This is a genomic window from Paenibacillus sp. LS-5 (assembly GCF_056121505.1).
The window spans coordinates 176449-192981 of sequence record NZ_JBWAVA010000010.1; the positions used below are offsets into that span (position 1 = coordinate 176449).

Here is a 16533-nt window from a genome sequence, read left to right on the forward strand (position 1 = left end):
ACACTAGTCCGGGTGATACTATCAAGCAGCAGAACAAGAAAGGCGGGATGTAACATGAATGTTATCCTTCTTTTGCTAAGTCTCCTGTCTCCTTATTTATCTGCATCTCCGCAGAAGGAAGCTGTTCCTGCCGCTTGGTTATCTCCGCAACCCCCGGTAGTTCTCGCCAACCAGAACAGTGTGAATGTCAGCCCTTATATCACCGAGTTTGACTCCCTGGCAGGGGTGTCGCTCTATATGCCGGAAGAAGAGTTGCTTCGGGTTAAAGGATCGCCGCTCGCTGTTACCCCTGATCCTTGGCAGGGATGTGAGGAGTATCATTACAAGGATATGTCTGCAGGAATTTGTGAGGGAGCAGTTCTATACGTGCATGTGACTCCAGCCGAAGCCGTACAGTACGGACTCTATCTGAACGGACAGCGGATTGAACCGCAAATGAATAATCTGCCTGATCTTTTGGGCTCCCCGGATTTTGCAGCTGAAGACGGGGATGTATATATGAGAGGAAGCACCGCACTTAAGATATACCGTAATTCCCAGACAGGTGTATGGGATGGTATGGATTTGTTTGACGGGAATTCTTCTTGAGGCGTTTCAAAGGCGGGAAAGATGGTTAATGAAAGTCAGTCATCTTTTTTTGCGTTGCCCTCTTATATAATACAAGGAGCGTGATTTCATGGATTCGATCCGTACGCAGGCTTATGCCAAGCTGATTGAGAATGGTATTCAGGCGATAGAAGAAGTGAATCGGCTGCGCGATAGCGGCTACACGAGAGATGACATTTATGTGCTCAGTCATAATGCTGATCGTGAAGGCCGGATTGTGGATGCGGCAGACACGAATGAGGTTGGTTTACATGAAGAGGGTCTGTTCGGCTCCATTGCCAACATGTTCCGTTCACGGGGTGATGCACTCCGCAATAAGATTACTTCATTAGGTTTCAGTGCAGCAGAAGCGGGCTTTTACGAGAAAGAGCTTGATATGGGTAAAGTTCTTGTCATAGCCAGAAGAAACCTGCATTAATTCGATGGTATTCACATGAAGAGACTTATAGTCCAATAGCGTAACCTCCAGTCCCACTGCAATTGGTGGGGCTGGAGGTTACTTTGTTGAATGCAAAAGGATGGATTTATTCCAATATTTGTATATATGGAAACTGGACTTTTATATATCGTATGATAGAGATGAATGTTTTTGAATTTTACGGTTGAAACCATATTTGTGCGAGGTGAAGGGAATTGAGAATTTTAATCGTAGACGATAATCCAACGAACGTAATCATTATCCGTGAAATTCTAAAAAAAGAAGATTACCGGAACTTTATAACTGCAGCTTCAGCCAAAGAGATGCTGAAGCTGCTGGGTATCGGCGCGGGAAGTGAAGACATTCGACCGAGGCAATCAGATATTGACCTGATCCTTCTGGATATGATGATGCCGGAGATGGATGGAATCGAGGCTTGCCGGGTCGTACAGCAGTATGAGCATCTGAAGGATATACCGATTATTATGGTTACTGCTGTCGGTGATTCCAAAAAACTGGCCGAGGCCCTCGATGCAGGGGCTGTAGATTATGTGACCAAGCCTATTAATAAGGTTGAACTGATGGCGCGTATCCGGCTGGCCCTTCGTCTGAAACGTGAAAAAGATTGGCATGTGGAACGGGATCAGCGGATACAGGATGAGCTTAAGCTGGCTGCCCTGGTGCAAAATGCAGTTCTAAGTCTGCCGCTCAAGGATGAGGCTTTTGAAGTGCATGCTCTTTATCAGCCATCTGCTGAGCTTGCGGGAGACTTGTATGCCTGGTACCCGCTTGGAGACGGGCGGTATGGGGTTATTCTGCTGGACATGATGGGACATGGTATCTCCTCGTCCTTGTTCTGCATGTTCCTGGCCTCCGTACTCAAGGATACCGTAACAACTTATGTGCAGCCGGAGAAAGTCATTCAGGAGCTGAACCGGCGCTTTAATCAGCTATATATCGAGAAACAGCTGGTACAGTATTATTTTACGGCGATTTATCTGGTCATAGATACCCGTATGAAACGTATTGATTACGTGAACGCGGGACACCCGCCGGGACTCTTCTTCGAAGGTGGGTCCTTAAGTCCGGTCCTGTTGGAGAGCAATTGTCATCCGGTAGGTCTATTTGACAGTATTGATATTCAGCCGCAGACGCTAACCTTTGAGGATGAAGGTCACTTGGTGCTATATACCGACGGATTGCTCGAGATGGCAGAGGGCGGACAGGAAGAGCAGCTGAACTTTATGGTTGGTTATTTGAACGGAGGGCATGAGTGGCATGAGCAGCTGATGCGTGCCTCTTTCTTTCATGATGTTCCTGACCAGGAACGTGATGATGATAAATGCCTGGTGTGGATTTCACTGAAGAAAGGAAAAGATTCGGCATGAAAATAAGAGCTAAACTGCTGATCGGATTCGGTGCAATGCTGGCCATTATGCTTCTGCTAACCTTCGTTGGATACGACCGGCTTAATTATATGAGCAGCCAGCTGAACAGCTTTCAGGACCGGTACAGCAAGGGGCGCTCGTCTTCTGGACTTCGTGGGGAAGTTAACGACATGGCGCGTATTTTGACGACCTCCATGCTCAATGCCGACAAGCTCTCAGTCGATTCCCAAAAAACGGAGATTGATGCTAAAGCGGAAAAAGCTGAAGGGTATCTGAAGAATATAGAAGCATCGATGGAAACAACAGAAGAAATGCAGCTGCTGCAGCGGATTAAATCATCCTATACGGAATATATAAATTATCAGAATAAAATGCTTGATATGCTCTCTGCCGGCTATTTTCAGAATGCTAATGCCTACCGGAATGCGGAAGGCCAGGACATTCAGGAAGAGGTGCTGAACAGCCTCAATGCCCTATCGGATTATAACGCCTTCCGAATGACAGAGGAGAATAACAAAGCTAAGAATGCATATGAAGGTTCCATCCAGATGGTGACCTTAATAATGATTACAGGTCTGCTCCTGGGGCTAGGAGTTATTTTATGGGTGATTCCGAGCATTACACGGGGGCTTAATGTCGTTTCTATGATGATTAAGAGCTTCGGCAATGGAAAAATGAGGGCAATCCGCCGATTAAAGGTTAACTCCCAGGATGAAATTGGGGATGTCGCCCGGGTTTTTCAGAATATGGCTAAAGATCTTGAACAGAAGCAGGAGATGGAAAAAGCCTATGCACAAGCGCAGAGCGATCAGGCATGGCTTAATGCAAACATTGCCCGTGTAACAGATCTTCTGCGTGGAGTCAGCTCGCTGGAGCAGGTATCACAGACCTTCATTGGTGAGTTCACTCCGGTGCTGGGTGCCCAATATGGGGCGATATACCTGAAGGATCAGAACAATCCTAATTTGCTTGTCAGCAGCGCATATTATGCGGGAGAGGGCAGCACCACACTCAGAGCAAGCTTTGAAATGGGGCAAGGTCTTGTAGGGCAGAGCGCGCTGGACAAAACCCCGATCAAGCTTGCAGAGGCCCCCGAGGACTATGTTTCTGTTACCTCCGGTTTTGGTGGAGCCCATCCAGATCACATCCTGATCTATCCCGTTCTTTTCGAAGATGAGTTAATGGGGGTTCTGGAATTTGCATCCTTTACTCCATTTAGTGTCCTGCAGAATGAATTGCTACATCAGCTTGCAATCAGCATGGGCGTGATTCTGAATAATGTGAGTCGCCGGCTTGTCGTGGAAGAGCTGCTGAGGGAGTCTCAGGCGCTTGCTGAAGAATATCAATGTCAATCCGAGGAGCTCCAGACACAGCAGGAAGAGCTTCGCCGTTCCAATGAGAATCTGGAGGAGCAGACGGAAGCGCTTAGACGATCTGAAGAACTGCTGCAGCGGCAGCAGGGAGAGCTGGAGCATTACAATACCGAGTTGATTGCCAAGACCCGTGCATTGGAGGAACAGGTGCAGGAGGTTGAGGAGAAGAAGGATGAAATTGAGCATGCCCGCAGCCAGTTGGAGAAGCAGGCGATGCAGCTTGCTGTTACCAGTAAATACAAATCCGAGTTTCTGGCCAACATGTCGCATGAGTTGCGTACTCCACTCAACAGTCTGCTGATTCTATCGCAGTTGCTTACGGAGAACAAAGACGGGAATCTCACGGAGAGACAGGTGGAATTCGCGCATACGATCTATATGTCGGGCGCAGATTTGCTTAAGATGATCGATGAGATTCTTGATCTGTCCAAGGTAGATGCCGGCAAAATGGAACTGAATTATGAAGAAATTCCTATGACTGAGCTAAAAACCTTCGTGAAGCAGAATTTTGCACCACAGGCTGTCAAAAAAGGGTTGTCTTTACGTCTTTTGTTCGATGAGCCGCTACCGGATACGGTCTTCACGGACAGTCACCGGCTGAAACAAATATTGCGGAATCTGTTGTCCAATGCCTTCAAGTTCACAAGTGAGGGGTTTGTAGAATTTGCGGTAAGTGCTGCGAATAAGCAACACCTGCCCGCCTTCCTTCCGAATGATTTCGATTATATTGCCATTTCCGTGAAGGACAGCGGCATTGGGATTCCGGCAGACAAGACGGATATTGTCTTTGAAGCCTTCCAGCAGGTCGATGGAACAACCAGCCGTAAATATGGCGGCACCGGTCTGGGACTCTCGATTAGCCGGGAACTTGCACGGCTCATGGGTGGAGCCATTGGGCTCGATTCACGCGAAGGCCAAGGCAGCATTTTCACACTATACTTGCCGGTTAAAGGCCATTACAGCCTCCTTCCTGGAGCGCTGGAGGCCGCAACCTCCCGTGAGGTTTCAGTAATACCCGAATTGAATAGTGATCTCCAGACAGAACGTAAGGAGGACACTCCTGCGGCACCGATGGAGCCTGTTGTCATGGAAGATGACCGTGAGAATTTGTCGTCTAAGGATAAGATTCTGCTGATTATTGAAGATGACGAGAAATTTGCCAGGATTCTGCTAGACATGGCCCGGAGCCGGGGGTTCAAAGGTCTGGTAGCTCTTCAGGGGGATATCGGACTGAGCATGGCCCAAACGCATCTGCCGGATGCCATAATCCTGGATATCCAGCTTCCTGTCATGGATGGCTGGTCCATTCTGCGGGAGCTCAAGGGCTCCTCCCAGACCCGCCATATTCCTGTTCATGTAATTTCTGTGAATGATGAAGTGAAACAGGGACTAATGATGGGAGCCATGGCTTATTTGAGAAAACCTTCCTCCAGAGAAGCGCTGGACCGGGCCTTTTCACAGATCGAGAATTATACGGCCAGCACCTTGAAGCATCTTCTGATTGTAGAGGATGACGATATCCAGCGCCGCTCCATCATGGAACTCATCGGGCATGATGATGTGGTCATCACCGCAGTTTCCACAGGCCGTGAGGCGCTGGGCGAGCTTCGCAAGCAAAGATATGACTGTATGGTTCTCGATCTGATGCTGGATGATATGACCGGCTTCGAACTGCTGGATCAGATCCGTGATGATGAAGAGCTGAATGATCTGCCGATTATTATCTATACCGGTAAGGACCTGGACAGCAAGGAAGAAACGAGACTTCGCAAGTATGCTGAATCTATAATTATTAAGGATGTGCGTTCACCAGAAAGGCTGCTGGATGAAACCACATTGTTCCTGCACCGTGTGGAAGCCAATCTTCCGGAGGACAAGCGTAAAATTCTGCAAAAGCTGCACAATAAAGAAGAACTATTCGACGGCAAAAAAATATTGCTGGTTGATGATGATATCCGCAACGTATTCGCCCTTTCGAGTGTGCTGGAAGGCTATCATATGGAAGTGAAGTTTGCCGAGAACGGCCGTGAGGCGCTGGACATGCTGGTGGAACAAGAGGATTTTGATCTGGTTCTGATGGATATGATGATGCCGGAAATGGACGGATATGAGGCTATGCGCCGGATCAGACAAATGCCGCAGTATCAGAAATTGCCCATTATAGCTCTTACAGCCAAGGCAATGAAGGAGGACCGTGCCAAGTGCATTGAAGCTGGTGCCTCTGATTATATGAAGAAACCAATCAGTACAGAGCAGCTTCTTTCTCTAATGCGTGTGTGGTTGTATTCGTAAGCCGTTTTTTGGGGTAATAGGATTACAATACTGAATCACAACCCATCCTGAGTTACGTTAGGTGCAAGGGAGCCTTGATAATCATGACAGCTATGGAACGCGGATATGAGGAGCAATCTGCCCACACCGGGCCCAAACAGGAGCTTGAGCAGATTGAAATTGAACTGCTTCTTAGCGGTGTACACCGCTTTTACGGATATGATTTCAGGAATTATGCGCTGCCTTCCTTGAAGCGGCGGATCTGGCATCATGTGCATGCGGAGAATGTGCCCAGTATTTCGGCCCTGCAGGAGAAGGTGCTGCATGACCGGGACTGTTTTGAACGGTTTGTATACAGTTTGTCCATTCCGGTAACGGAGATGTTCCGGGATCCTGGTCTTTTCCTTACCTTCCGTCAGAAGGTAGTTCCTCTTCTTCGCACCTACCCTTATATACGGATTTGGCATGCCGGTTGCTCTACCGGAGAAGAAGTATATTCCATGGCCATTCTGCTTCATGAGGAAGGACTGTATGACAAGGCGCGGATTTATGCCACAGACATGAATGCTCGCTCACTACAGCAGGCGAAAGAAGGGGTATACGAGATCAGTAAGATGAAGCAGTATACCAAGAATTACTTGGAAGCGGGTGGAACCCGCGCATTCTCCGAATACTATACAGCGAAATATAATTCTGTGATCCTGCAGCCCTTTTTACGCAAAAATATTATTTTTGCAGAGCATAATCTGGCTACAGATACATCCTTTAATGAATTCAATGTTATATTGTGCCGGAACGTCATGATCTATTTTAACGATGAACTCAGGGACCATGTGCATGGCTTGTTCCATGAAAGCCTAAGCCGGTTCGGAGTTCTGGTGCTGGGTTCTAAGGAGTCTATACATTTCACCAGGTTTAGCGACAGCTATGAGCCCTTGGACAGAGTGGAAAAAATATACCGCAAGAATAAATAGCGGGTAAGGAGGGGCCAATGGGGGTTCAAGAACCGATTCATATACTGCTTGTCGATGATCGTCCTGAGAATCTGCTGGCACTGGAAGCAGTGCTCGAAAGCCAGCATTACAAGCTTGTCAAAGCCAATTCCGGCGAAGAAGCACTGCGGTGTTTATTGAGATATGAGTTTGCTGTGATTATATTGGACGTACAGATGCCGGGTATGGATGGAATTGAAACCGCCAAATTGATCAAAGCCAGAGAGAAAACGAAGGATATCCCCATCATTTTCATCTCAGCCAACAACAAAGAGGCGGAGCATTTGTTTGCGGGATATTCTGCTGGTGCGATTGATTATATGGTCAAGCCCTTTATCCCTCAGATTCTGAAGTCCAAAATCGAAGGTTTCGTCGATATGTACGTGACAACCAAGAAACATCAGATGCAGACTATGCTGCTGCAGCAAAAGACGCAGGAGCTGGAAAAAATCAATGGAGAACTGAGCAAAGCCAAAGAAGAGGCCGAGATTGCCGCCAAAGCCAAGACGGAATTCCTGGCTATGATGAGCCATGAGATCCGCACACCCATGAACGGTGTAGTGGGCATGATTGACCTGCTGATGGAGACGGATCTGGCTCCAGACCAAAAGGAATATACGGAGATTATCCGTAAAAGTGCGGATACGCTCATTACCGTCATTAATGATATTCTTGATTTTACCAAGATGGAATCAGGCAAAATGGAAATGGAAGAACAGTTGTTTGAGCTACAGACCACCATTCAGGAGGTCTTTAGCTTGTTTTCTGCGGAAGCCGGCAAGAAAAATCTTGAACTGGCCTATTTTATTGACCAAAAGCTGCCTAGGCTGATATATGGAGACATGGCTCGTTTGCGTCAGGTATTGATTAATTTGGTGGCGAATGCTGTTAAATTTACCAATCAAGGCGGTGTTTACCTTGTAGCCTCCAGCGTACTTTCAGAGGATAATAAGATGACCGTAGAATTCACGATTAAGGATACAGGCATAGGGATTTCTCCGGAAAAATGTGACCGGCTGTTCCAGCCGTTTTCTCAGCTGGACTCCTCCATGACGCGTAAATATGGCGGTACTGGCCTGGGGCTGGCCATCTGTAAATCCCTGGTCGGGATGATGGGCGGTGATATCCGCGTGGAATCCATGGAGGAAAAAGGGGCGACCTTTGTTTTTACCATTAAGGCTACGGTGCCGGATGATGAACTTGGAAGAACCTTTCAGGAGGAAGAGGACCCTGCCGCTGAAACCGGCCATCATTGGCGGAAAAAGATCCTTGTAGTGGACGATCATCCGATCAATCAGCGTCTGATGGTCAGTATGCTGGACAAGCTGGGCTATGAGTCCACAGTCGCCCAGGATGGCCGCCAGGCAGTGGAGCTGTCTCTACGCGAGGAATATGATTTCATATTTATGGATTTGCAGATGCCTGTGATGGATGGATTAACGGCCACGTCCAAAATACGGCAGGGCGCTGGACATAATGCTACCCGTGCAGTGATTATTGCGATGACAGCGAACGTAATGGAGGGTGTACAGAATCGCTGTTCTGACGCTGGAATGGATGGATATATCAGCAAACCGCTGAAGATGAGCAGTCTGAAACAAATTATTTCACGTTATGCACCTGGCGATAATCCGGCAGAACAACGGAATACATCCCTTTTCAAGGCATAATCCATTAAGTACCATTGTGTGAATGTGGCGTTTATTGTTTCAATCGTATAGCTTTAGGGTTATTGGTAAAGAAAACATTTATCAGGAGAGATTGTCTATGAATACAAATAAAAGCGAAAAGTTCCACGCAAGAACCGAAAAAGAAGGTAATGTATGCACAGTTTACTTAGTTGGTGAGCTTGATTTGTCGGTAGCTCCCGATTTTCGTCTGGTCATGGAACCACTCGTAGGGGATACTGGGCTGGATCTTGTGATTAATCTGAAGGAATTGAGATATATCGACAGTACAGGAATTGGTATTCTGCTCTCGATTCTCAAAGCACGACATGGAATGGACGTTAAGTTTTCGGTGGAGGAAGTTCCATCGCAAATACAGAAGCTATTTGATATGACAGGAATCTCCAAGTTTTTTGCCCCCCAAGAGAATTCCCACTAGGAAAGGATCGAACTAAGGATGAGTGATGACGTGCAAAAAGTAGTTCTTCAGTTACCCGCAAGTGCAGAATATGTTGATATCGTCAGACTGAATTTATATGGCATTGCCTCTAAGATGGGCTTTACTTATGAAGACATCGAGGATATGAAAGTGGCTGTCTCGGAAGCCTGCAATAATTCCGTTCTTTATGCTTATGGGCAGGAAGACGGGATGGTTGATGTGATCTTTGAAGTTGGGACACGAGCCTTGTCCATCACCGTCAAAGATGAGGGGGAGAGTTTTGACGGATTGGAAGCGTCCGAAGAACGCATGACGCTGCATGACAAAGAGCTGAATGACGTTCAGGTAGGCGGGCTGGGATTTTATTTAATGCAAGCGCTCATGGATGACGTTAGCGTAGTGAGCGAAGCAGGGAGAGGGACAGTCGTTACCCTGACCAAGCGGCTTAATTTCAGCGAGGAGAAAGTATGAACGAAAAAGTGACTCCCCCAGAGTCCATGAACGATGCGGTAAGTCTGATCTGGGAATACCAGCAGACCAAAGATAATGAAATTGCAACGGTTTTGATCCGTAAATATGAACCTATGGTGAAGATGGCTGCCGGGAAAATTGCCCGCAACCGTCCAGATCTATACGAAGACTTGTACCAGGTAGGACAAATGGCGCTGATCCGGCTGCTGCAGCAATATGACATCAGTCTGGGAATTCCATTTGAGCCTTATGCCATGAAAAGCATGATCGGGCATATGAAGAATTTTCTGCGTGATAAATCCTGGTACATACAGGTTCCTAGACGGATTAAAGAAAAAGGTGCTCTTGTACAGCAGGCCATTGATGAGCTAACCATCAGATTGGAGCGTTCTCCTGCTGTAGAGGAAATTGCCCATTATCTTGATCTTACCGTAGAAGAAACAGTGGAAGTACTGGCCGGCCGAGAGTGCTACCATTACGTATCCCTGGATTCACCTCTGTCCCAGGAGGAGACAGGTGCTACGCTTGGTGAGCTTATCAGCTCCGAAGCCAATGATTATGAGACCGTGGAGAAACGCATGGACTTGCAACAAGCTCTCGGACAGCTCAAAGAACAGGAACAGCAGGTATTGCTGCTCGCTTTCCAGGACGGTCAATCCCAACGTGCGATAGCCCAGAAGCTTGGAGTGTCGCAAATGAGCGTATCCCGCATTCAGAAACGGGCTACAGAAAAGCTAAAGCAGATTATGGCGAATTCATCCTATTAATATAAAAGTGGTGTTATTACAAAAAGGACATGCCTTGATTCCCATCCAGAGAGAGCATGTCCTTTTTGTTTGGATTCGTTCCGGAGTGAATCAGCTATTGGCATCAATGTACTTTTTAATCTCTCCCAGATATTCTCCGATTACCGGTACATTCAGGAACAAGCTAAGAATATAACCCAGCAAGCCGAGAATAACAAAGGTACCAAGCGATAGTCCCAGACCACGGGATATGCCTGCCATGAGATTGGTGATGATCCGTTTTTTAGGGTCTGTATAGTTTTCAAGGATATCCTTAAATTCCGATTTCTCCAGGGAATCGGCAATTTTGTCAAGCCTGGCGTTCAGCCGTTTTACTTCATGCCTCAGCTCGAAGGGATGCTCCTCCACATCGTAGGTTTTCGTGTTGCCTCCCGCATCTCCCATAAGGTATACCTGCTTTCTATAGCCCGTAACCGGACTTTGATTAACGAATAGATGTGACATAACAACAGCCAGCTGCAAGTGAGCTGGCTGTTCCCGAATTTAGATCAAGCCGCGGATCACCTTTTTTAATAAGAAGATTTATAAGAAGACTTAACTTCTTCTTTGGCATCCTTTGCGGTGTCCGCTATATCCTTGGAAGAAGCGGAAGCCTCATCAGCAACGTCTTTGGAAGCGTCTTTGACATCAGAAGAGATATCCTCAGATGCACTTCCTACCGTTTCACCAATTTTTTTACCTGTTTCGGATAACGTAGCAGCAATTTGCTGTTTGCTGTCACTGACTGTAGTGAAGATATCAGAAGCTTTGGAGGATACCGTGCTGGCAAGATCCGTAGCCTTTTCTCCGACAGTAGCGGCGATCGTCTTCGTTTTATCCGTTACGACACCTGCAACCTCTTTAGTTTTGTCCGTAGCTGTCGAGAACTTTTCAGACAAGTCACTGCGCATTTCACGGCCAGGCTTAGGAGCGAACAGCAATGCAGCGGCAGCTCCAATCAAACCTCCGATAAAAATACCTTTGAAAAATGTGTTTCCGCTTTCTACCGGATATTCTGTCTCTGCTTTATTCATAACCAATCACTCCTCATTAGATTATTGTATTCCAGGTTCCGGCTGCAGGGAGTGGAGTATATAGAATAGATAGTTTCCCATGCAGACGTCGACTGGATTTCAGGGTGTCCTGAACGTTCTTACTTCGTATATAAACTTGGGCGTATAGGCTGAAACAGCAAAGTAGGATGGCAAAGATTGCCGAAGCATGGTTCAGCATATGAGATATTAGTAGGCATAGAGCGATCAAAACGGGCGATTTTAGGACTTTACAAACAGTCGGAATAATAAAGGCAGGCAACCAGTCATGCTTCCATGATTGACAAAGAAAGGAAGGGGGTAAGAAATACATAATTATAGCGCCCTTGTATTTGAGGATAAGATTTCTACATCATTGGAGGTGCACACAATTATGATCAAGATTATTACATCAGCAGAACGTCATACTTCGAATAAAGAATGGATACACAGTGAATTCAGCTTTTCTTTTGCCGATTACGATGATCCAAGCAATGCGCACTTTGGGGCCTTGCTGGCTCATAACGACAATGAGCTTAGACCGGGGCAAGGTATGCACGAACATCCGCATCACGACCTGGAGATTATAACTTATGTGGTATCCGGGGTACTGAAGCATCAGGATGATCAAGGTAATCATGCAGAGCTTCAGGGCGGCAGCGTTCAGGTTATGAGCGCGGGTACCGGCATCAATCATTCCGAGACCAACCCGTCGGATACGGAGAATACACGTTTTCTACAAATTTGGCTGCTCCCGGATCAGCCGGGCCGGCAGCCCAAATGGGATGCGAAATTCTTTCCAATTGAGCATAAGACTAATACGCTTCTGCCTGTAGCCTCAGGGAAGGGAGAAGAGGGCGCGCTCGAGATCAATGAGAATGTAACGGTCTATCTGTCTTCTCTGGATACTAACCGGGAGTTGACTTACGTTCAGCGCGAAGAGAGGCGGACGCATATTTATCTAGTCTCCGGCAATCTGGAGATCTCGTGCTCGGACGGAACCTTTTACCTTCAGCCGGGCGACGCCGCCCGCATACGCAAGAGCTGCGATCTGAATTTAAAAGGTACAGGCAGTGACGTGAACGCGGAGTTCCTGTTGATCGACCTTCCTTAATTCCATAGGTCAACCAGACAAAGAGAGCCCCCTGCCTTAGATGTCCATCCGCTGATGGCCCTAAGGTATGGGGCTCCTGTCTGTGCTTATATCCCTTTTTATTTGCCCCGCAGGCGTCCAAGTTCGGAGACCAGTGCTTCAACCTGGGAGATGCTTAGTCTGTCACTGCCCATAGCAACTTCGTAAATATCAAAAATATCCTCATAATTCTTTACCGAGAAGGCTGAAGCCTGCATGGCTGCAGCACTTGCCATCTTCAGCTTATTTTTAATGCCCTCAATCATATATTCAACATTTTCCTGTGTTGGCTGTGAAAGATCCATTAGGGTTAACAGTCCTCTCTATATATTAATTCAAACATTCTAACATGTTTGGGGACGCAAACACCATTTTTTTGTTCCTTTCTTAGATATCATGTTAAATTAAAAGAAATAAATTCGTTATCAATTGCAGAAAGGGGCAGGAAATTGGCAATCAGGGAGCAGGAAAGCAGAAAACGCAAGAAAATGGATGCTTTCGGGCTGACTTCCTTCTTTCAGGAGATCGCGTCCCGGCATCCGCTGGAGCAGATCACATTTTTGTGCATAGGCACGGACAGATCCACTGGTGATGCGCTTGGACCGCTGACCGGAAGCAAGCTTTTGGAGCATGGGTTTCCGCATGTAAGCGGCACGCTGCCATCACCTTGTGACGCGGATAATCTGGAGGCACGGATAGCAGAGATTCCTGCGGGGCAGGTTATTATTGCAATTGATGCATGTCTCGGTCCCCCGGCCTCGCTTGGCTATTTCCTGACAGCTGCTGAGCCACTGCAGCCGGCACAATCTGTGGGACTGATGCTTCCGGCAGTGGGACATTACAGCTTGGCTGCTATTGTAGATGTGAACGGGCCACGGCCCTACCGGACACTGCAGAGCACGCCACTAAACAGGGTGATGGGAATGGCCGGGCAAATTGCTTATGCTGCGGCGGCCGGTTTCGGAATGGATATCAAGAAAGCGTTTCAAGATTGAAAAATCGGCTTAATAATTAAGACAAGCAAACCGTCTCAAGATACGGAGCGTCCAGGGGTCCGCGAGCCGCGTTTGGCTGCTACATAGAAAGAGGGAAGCGACATGGAGAACATTCGTTGTGAGGGAAGCAATATTTGTTACAGTGATCACGGTAAAGGTGAAGTTATCGTGCTGCTGCACGGCTTCTGTGGAAGCTCTGGATATTGGGAGCAGGTGATCCCGCTATTGAGCGGCGATTATCGGGTAATTGCTCCGGATCTGCGGGGCCATGGTGCTTCGGATGCCCCGCTCGGAGCTTATACAGTTGATCAGATGGCTGATGATGTATTGTCACTGCTTAATGCGCTGGAGATCCAGGAGTGTTATCTGCTGGGACATTCACTTGGCGGATATATCACTTTGTCCTTTGCCCAGCGTCACGCATCCCGCCTTAAAGGCTTCGGGCTGATTCATTCCAGTGGTTACCCGGATAGTGATGAAGCCAAGGAGAACCGTCTGAAAAGTGTAAGTATAATTCAGAACGAAGGGATTTTTGCGTTTGTGGATAGTCTGGTGCCAGGCCTCTTTGCACCCAGTGCCGCTCCGAAGTTACTGCAACGTGCGAAGGAGATCGGTTATAGAACACCTCCCCAAGGGGCGGTGGGTGCAGCGATGGCGATGCGTGAGCGGCCTGACCGCCGCGATGTCATCTCAGCTACGACACTGCCGGTGCTGCTTGTAGCCGGTGCAGAGGACAGTAAGGTATCTCCAGAGCGGACGTTTACCTCAGACAAACCGAACATAACCCAGGCGACGATTACAGGAGCAGGGCATATGAGCATGTATGAAGCCCCTGAACGCTTGACCGAAATCATCAAAGATTACGTGCATGCGGCTGTGCGCAAATAACTGGAGAATTGGAACAAGATGAGCATATAGCAAACCTACAGAGGCAGCACCCGCCGGAACCAAGCGGGTGCTGCCTCTGTTATTGGAACTTGCGAATAGCCGGGATGCTCAGCACCAGCAAGATACAGGCCATCCCAAGCCCGGAGAAGATCGCGATGGTTGCTACCCCGCCGATAAGATCTGCCAGCCAGCCGACCAGAATATATCCTATGGGCAGCAGTGCGAAGGAACCCAGCATATCAAGACTTGCTACGCGCCCGAACGCTTCCTGCGGAACCAGCTCCTGCATACTGATCTCCCAAATCAGCATGAAGACCATTAAGCCGAAGCCTTCCAGGGAGAACAGAATGACGGCACCTGCTGCGCTGGGGATGAAAGGCAGCAGCAGCAGAGCTACCCCGCTGACGAATGCACCGCCATAGGCCATCAAGCCGCGGTGGCTCCATTTCTGCCGTAAGCCAAAAATCAATCCGGCAAGAATGGCCCCGGCACCAGAGCAGGTAACTGCAAGCCCGTAGATGTACGGGTCCCATCCGTGATGTACCTTGAAAAGCCAGGGAACCAGGATACTTGTAATTCCGGTGTAGCAAATATTGATAAACGAAAATGCAAGAATAGTGATCCACAGCCAGGGATGACTTCGCAGTACAGCAATCCCTTCTTTGAAATCCTGCTTCCAATCGGTGGCTGGGGAATTAATCACATTAGAATGTATTATAGCAGACTTATCCATAGCTGCTCTGGAAATTAGTGTTTTGCGGAGATAGATCAGACAGATCAGCGAGATTACATAGGTAAAAGCATCAATACCAAAACCGATGCCAGCTGACAGATGAGTGATCAGAATTCCACCTAGAGCAGGTCCAATCAAACGAACGGTTTGTGTGGTCATTTGTGTAACTGAGTTTGCCGTGACCCGGATGTCGGGTGTAAATACCGTTGCCCGGACTGCGGCATAAGCCGGCTGAAAAAGACCGTCCAGCAAGCCGTAGAAGCCGACTAATACAAGCAGCAGCGGAATGCTCAGAAGACCGTTCAGCGCGAATACAGCCGTAGCGAGCATGATTAATGCACGGAATATATCAGCAAGCATCATGATCCTCACCCGGTCGTAGCGGTCTACAATGTGACCGGAGACCGGCAGCATGATGATATTGGGCAGCATGTAGACTGCCATGACAAGACCCATGGTTGTTGTTGAGCCAGTCAGGGAATAGACAAGGACAGGCAGAATAACCATAGTGACCGAGCTGCCGAGGAATGAAATCAAATGTCCCAGCCACAACAAAGGGAACGCACGCGACTTGGCAAAAGGTGCGGCAAACCCGCGAAGCAGATTCACTTTGCTTGATTCAGAAGTACCTGCAGGAATCATTCAAAGGTTCACCTCCAGTTCAGGTGGTCTCAGCCGGCCAATGACAATATCTACGCCGTACTCATCTCCTTCTGCAGGTTTGGACTCCCAGGAAGAAATGAAATCCATCAACTCCCGTTGGAAGTTCTCCAGCTCTTCCGGGGATAAAGCCAGTCGTGTAGTTAAATGTTCTACTTTATCTTCAGCCCGGAACTGAAAGCCGCTTAGATTCTCCGAATGAAACCAAGTGGCCTTGGACCGGTAGAATTTCTGTATAATGCCTCCGGCTGCCTCTGTCCTCACAAGCTCAAGCAGCCCGCCCTCATACAGCTTGCTGATATGATAATGGATATTCCCAGGAGTTTTTTTCAGCTTCTCGGCAACCTGTTTGGAGGTCAGCGGCTGTTCAGCCAGCACATGCATAATCTTGATTCGCAGTGCACTTTCCAGGAGCTTTTCCTGTTCTGGAGATACCGTAAGAGGCACTGGCAGAATATGTGTCTGACGTTCCGCTTCTTCATTCATGCGAAAATCCCCCCGTCTGATAGAAAATAGATCTGGATGTTAGAATGATCTGGATTACAGATCGATGTAAAGCTAGTGTATTTCATCTTGTGGATATTTGTCAACAGATCCATTTCTATTCCGGACCTCTTCGGTCACAGGCCGGCTAAGTGGCGTATAGATGTTTAATGGTTTAAGATGAATTCTAATGGGAGCCGG

The 16533-nt window shown here is 47.8% G+C and carries 17 protein-coding genes; 12 read left to right on the forward strand and 5 right to left on the reverse strand.

The genetic code is table 11. The annotated features are described in order from the left end of the window. Positions 1 to 54: 54 nt before the first annotated feature. The 9 genes from AC0MA3_RS16280 (at position 55) to AC0MA3_RS16320 (ending at position 10392) form a co-directional block, all read left to right on the forward strand. Positions 55 to 588, forward strand: coding sequence for a hypothetical protein (locus AC0MA3_RS16280; RefSeq protein WP_474656940.1), 534 nt, complete (start codon positions 55 to 57; stop codon positions 586 to 588). Positions 589 to 676: 88 nt separating this feature from the next. After that, positions 677 to 1024: a YflT domain-containing protein gene (locus AC0MA3_RS16285; protein ID WP_379162918.1), complete on the forward strand. Its 348-nt coding sequence runs from the start codon at positions 677 to 679 to the stop codon at positions 1022 to 1024. Between the two features lie 215 nt (positions 1025 to 1239). After that, positions 1240 to 2412 (forward strand): SpoIIE family protein phosphatase, encoded by a 1173-nt coding sequence (locus AC0MA3_RS16290; RefSeq protein ID WP_379162921.1) that lies wholly within the window; start codon positions 1240 to 1242, stop codon positions 2410 to 2412. Continuing rightward, positions 2409 to 6077, forward strand: a complete 3669-nt coding sequence (locus AC0MA3_RS16295) for a response regulator (RefSeq protein WP_474656941.1) — start codon at positions 2409 to 2411, stop codon at positions 6075 to 6077. Before AC0MA3_RS16290 ends, AC0MA3_RS16295 begins: the two co-directional genes overlap by 4 nt. 83 nt (positions 6078 to 6160) lie before the next feature. Continuing rightward, on the forward strand, positions 6161 to 7030 hold the full coding sequence (locus tag AC0MA3_RS16300; protein ID WP_379162927.1) for a CheR family methyltransferase: 870 nt from the start codon (positions 6161 to 6163) through the stop codon (positions 7028 to 7030). Between the two features lie 17 nt (positions 7031 to 7047). Next, positions 7048 to 8718 carry a response regulator gene (locus tag AC0MA3_RS16305; protein WP_474656942.1) on the forward strand — a complete coding sequence of 557 codons (1671 nt, stop codon included), beginning with the start codon at positions 7048 to 7050 and terminating at the stop codon, positions 8716 to 8718. Between the two features lie 97 nt (positions 8719 to 8815). Then, on the forward strand, positions 8816 to 9154 hold the full coding sequence (locus AC0MA3_RS16310; protein WP_379162933.1) for an STAS domain-containing protein: 339 nt from the start codon (positions 8816 to 8818) through the stop codon (positions 9152 to 9154). A gap of 18 nt (positions 9155 to 9172) precedes the next feature. Beyond that, positions 9173 to 9625: an anti-sigma B factor RsbW gene (rsbW, locus tag AC0MA3_RS16315; protein WP_474656943.1), complete on the forward strand. Its 453-nt coding sequence runs from the start codon at positions 9173 to 9175 to the stop codon at positions 9623 to 9625. Then, the gene (locus AC0MA3_RS16320; RefSeq protein WP_062519132.1) at positions 9622 to 10392 is read left to right on the forward strand and encodes a sigma-70 family RNA polymerase sigma factor; all 771 of its coding nucleotides are present in this window, start codon (positions 9622 to 9624) and stop codon (positions 10390 to 10392) included. Before rsbW ends, AC0MA3_RS16320 begins: the two co-directional genes overlap by 4 nt. 90 nt (positions 10393 to 10482) lie before the next feature. Here AC0MA3_RS16320 and AC0MA3_RS16325 read toward each other — a convergent pair whose 3' ends face one another. Then, positions 10483 to 10815 (reverse strand): DUF5665 domain-containing protein, encoded by a 333-nt coding sequence (locus AC0MA3_RS16325; RefSeq protein WP_379163037.1) that lies wholly within the window; start codon positions 10813 to 10815, stop codon positions 10483 to 10485. Between the two features lie 125 nt (positions 10816 to 10940). Continuing rightward, positions 10941 to 11444 (reverse strand): YtxH domain-containing protein, encoded by a 504-nt coding sequence (locus AC0MA3_RS16330; protein ID WP_474656944.1) that lies wholly within the window; start codon positions 11442 to 11444, stop codon positions 10941 to 10943. A 391-nt stretch (positions 11445 to 11835) separates the two neighbouring features. Between AC0MA3_RS16330 and AC0MA3_RS16335 the strand changes: the two genes are divergently transcribed. Beyond that, positions 11836 to 12555 (forward strand): pirin family protein, encoded by a 720-nt coding sequence (locus tag AC0MA3_RS16335; protein ID WP_379162942.1) that lies wholly within the window; start codon positions 11836 to 11838, stop codon positions 12553 to 12555. 98 nt (positions 12556 to 12653) lie between these two features. Here the strand turns inward: AC0MA3_RS16335 and AC0MA3_RS16340 are convergent, their stop codons facing one another. Continuing rightward, positions 12654 to 12878, reverse strand: coding sequence for a DUF1128 domain-containing protein (locus AC0MA3_RS16340; protein WP_474656945.1), 225 nt, complete (start codon positions 12876 to 12878; stop codon positions 12654 to 12656). Positions 12879 to 13061: 183 nt separating this feature from the next. Here AC0MA3_RS16340 and yyaC point away from each other — a divergent pair, with 183 nt between their 5' ends. After that, positions 13062 to 13568 (forward strand): spore protease YyaC, encoded by a 507-nt coding sequence (gene yyaC / locus AC0MA3_RS16345; protein ID WP_474656971.1) that lies wholly within the window; start codon positions 13062 to 13064, stop codon positions 13566 to 13568. Positions 13569 to 13670: 102 nt separating this feature from the next. Continuing rightward, a complete protein-coding gene (locus AC0MA3_RS16350; RefSeq protein WP_474656946.1) occupies positions 13671 to 14456 on the forward strand; it encodes an alpha/beta fold hydrolase in 786 nt (261 codons plus the stop codon). A 79-nt stretch (positions 14457 to 14535) separates the two neighbouring features. Here AC0MA3_RS16350 and AC0MA3_RS16355 read toward each other — a convergent pair whose 3' ends face one another. Together AC0MA3_RS16355 and AC0MA3_RS16360 are read right to left on the reverse strand one after the other, a co-directional pair. Continuing rightward, positions 14536 to 15831: an MFS transporter gene (locus tag AC0MA3_RS16355; RefSeq protein WP_474656947.1), complete on the reverse strand. Its 1296-nt coding sequence runs from the start codon at positions 15829 to 15831 to the stop codon at positions 14536 to 14538. Further along, a complete protein-coding gene (locus AC0MA3_RS16360) occupies positions 15832 to 16335 on the reverse strand; it encodes an ArsR/SmtB family transcription factor (protein ID WP_474656948.1) in 504 nt (167 codons plus the stop codon). Positions 16336 to 16533: the final 198 nt, after the last annotated feature.

Bases quoted from the DNA above. Each gene is read 5' to 3' on its own strand.
- AC0MA3_RS16280 (WP_474656940.1), top strand. From the start codon at position 55: ATGAATGTTATCCTTCTTTTGCTAAGTCTCCTGTCTCCTTATTTATCT.
- AC0MA3_RS16285 (WP_379162918.1), top strand. From the start codon at position 677: ATGGATTCGATCCGTACGCAGGCTTATGCCAAGCTGATTGAGAATGGT.
- AC0MA3_RS16295 (WP_474656941.1), top strand. From the start codon at position 2,409: ATGAAAATAAGAGCTAAACTGCTGATCGGATTCGGTGCAATGCTGGCC.
- AC0MA3_RS16300 (WP_379162927.1), top strand. From the start codon at position 6,161: ATGACAGCTATGGAACGCGGATATGAGGAGCAATCTGCCCACACCGGG.
- AC0MA3_RS16305 (WP_474656942.1), top strand. From the start codon at position 7,048: ATGGGGGTTCAAGAACCGATTCATATACTGCTTGTCGATGATCGTCCT.
- AC0MA3_RS16310 (WP_379162933.1), top strand. From the start codon at position 8,816: ATGAATACAAATAAAAGCGAAAAGTTCCACGCAAGAACCGAAAAAGAA.
- rsbW (WP_474656943.1), top strand. From the start codon at position 9,173: ATGAGTGATGACGTGCAAAAAGTAGTTCTTCAGTTACCCGCAAGTGCA.
- AC0MA3_RS16320 (WP_062519132.1), top strand. From the start codon at position 9,622: ATGAACGAAAAAGTGACTCCCCCAGAGTCCATGAACGATGCGGTAAGT.
- AC0MA3_RS16325 (WP_379163037.1), bottom strand. From the start codon at position 10,815: ATGGGAGATGCGGGAGGCAACACGAAAACCTACGATGTGGAGGAGCAT.
- AC0MA3_RS16330 (WP_474656944.1), bottom strand. From the start codon at position 11,444: ATGAATAAAGCAGAGACAGAATATCCGGTAGAAAGCGGAAACACATTT.
- AC0MA3_RS16335 (WP_379162942.1), top strand. From the start codon at position 11,836: ATGATCAAGATTATTACATCAGCAGAACGTCATACTTCGAATAAAGAA.
- AC0MA3_RS16340 (WP_474656945.1), bottom strand. From the start codon at position 12,878: ATGGATCTTTCACAGCCAACACAGGAAAATGTTGAATATATGATTGAG.
- yyaC (WP_474656971.1), top strand. From the start codon at position 13,062: ATGGATGCTTTCGGGCTGACTTCCTTCTTTCAGGAGATCGCGTCCCGG.
- AC0MA3_RS16350 (WP_474656946.1), top strand. From the start codon at position 13,671: ATGGAGAACATTCGTTGTGAGGGAAGCAATATTTGTTACAGTGATCAC.
- AC0MA3_RS16355 (WP_474656947.1), bottom strand. From the start codon at position 15,831: ATGATTCCTGCAGGTACTTCTGAATCAAGCAAAGTGAATCTGCTTCGC.
- AC0MA3_RS16360 (WP_474656948.1), bottom strand. From the start codon at position 16,335: ATGAATGAAGAAGCGGAACGTCAGACACATATTCTGCCAGTGCCTCTT.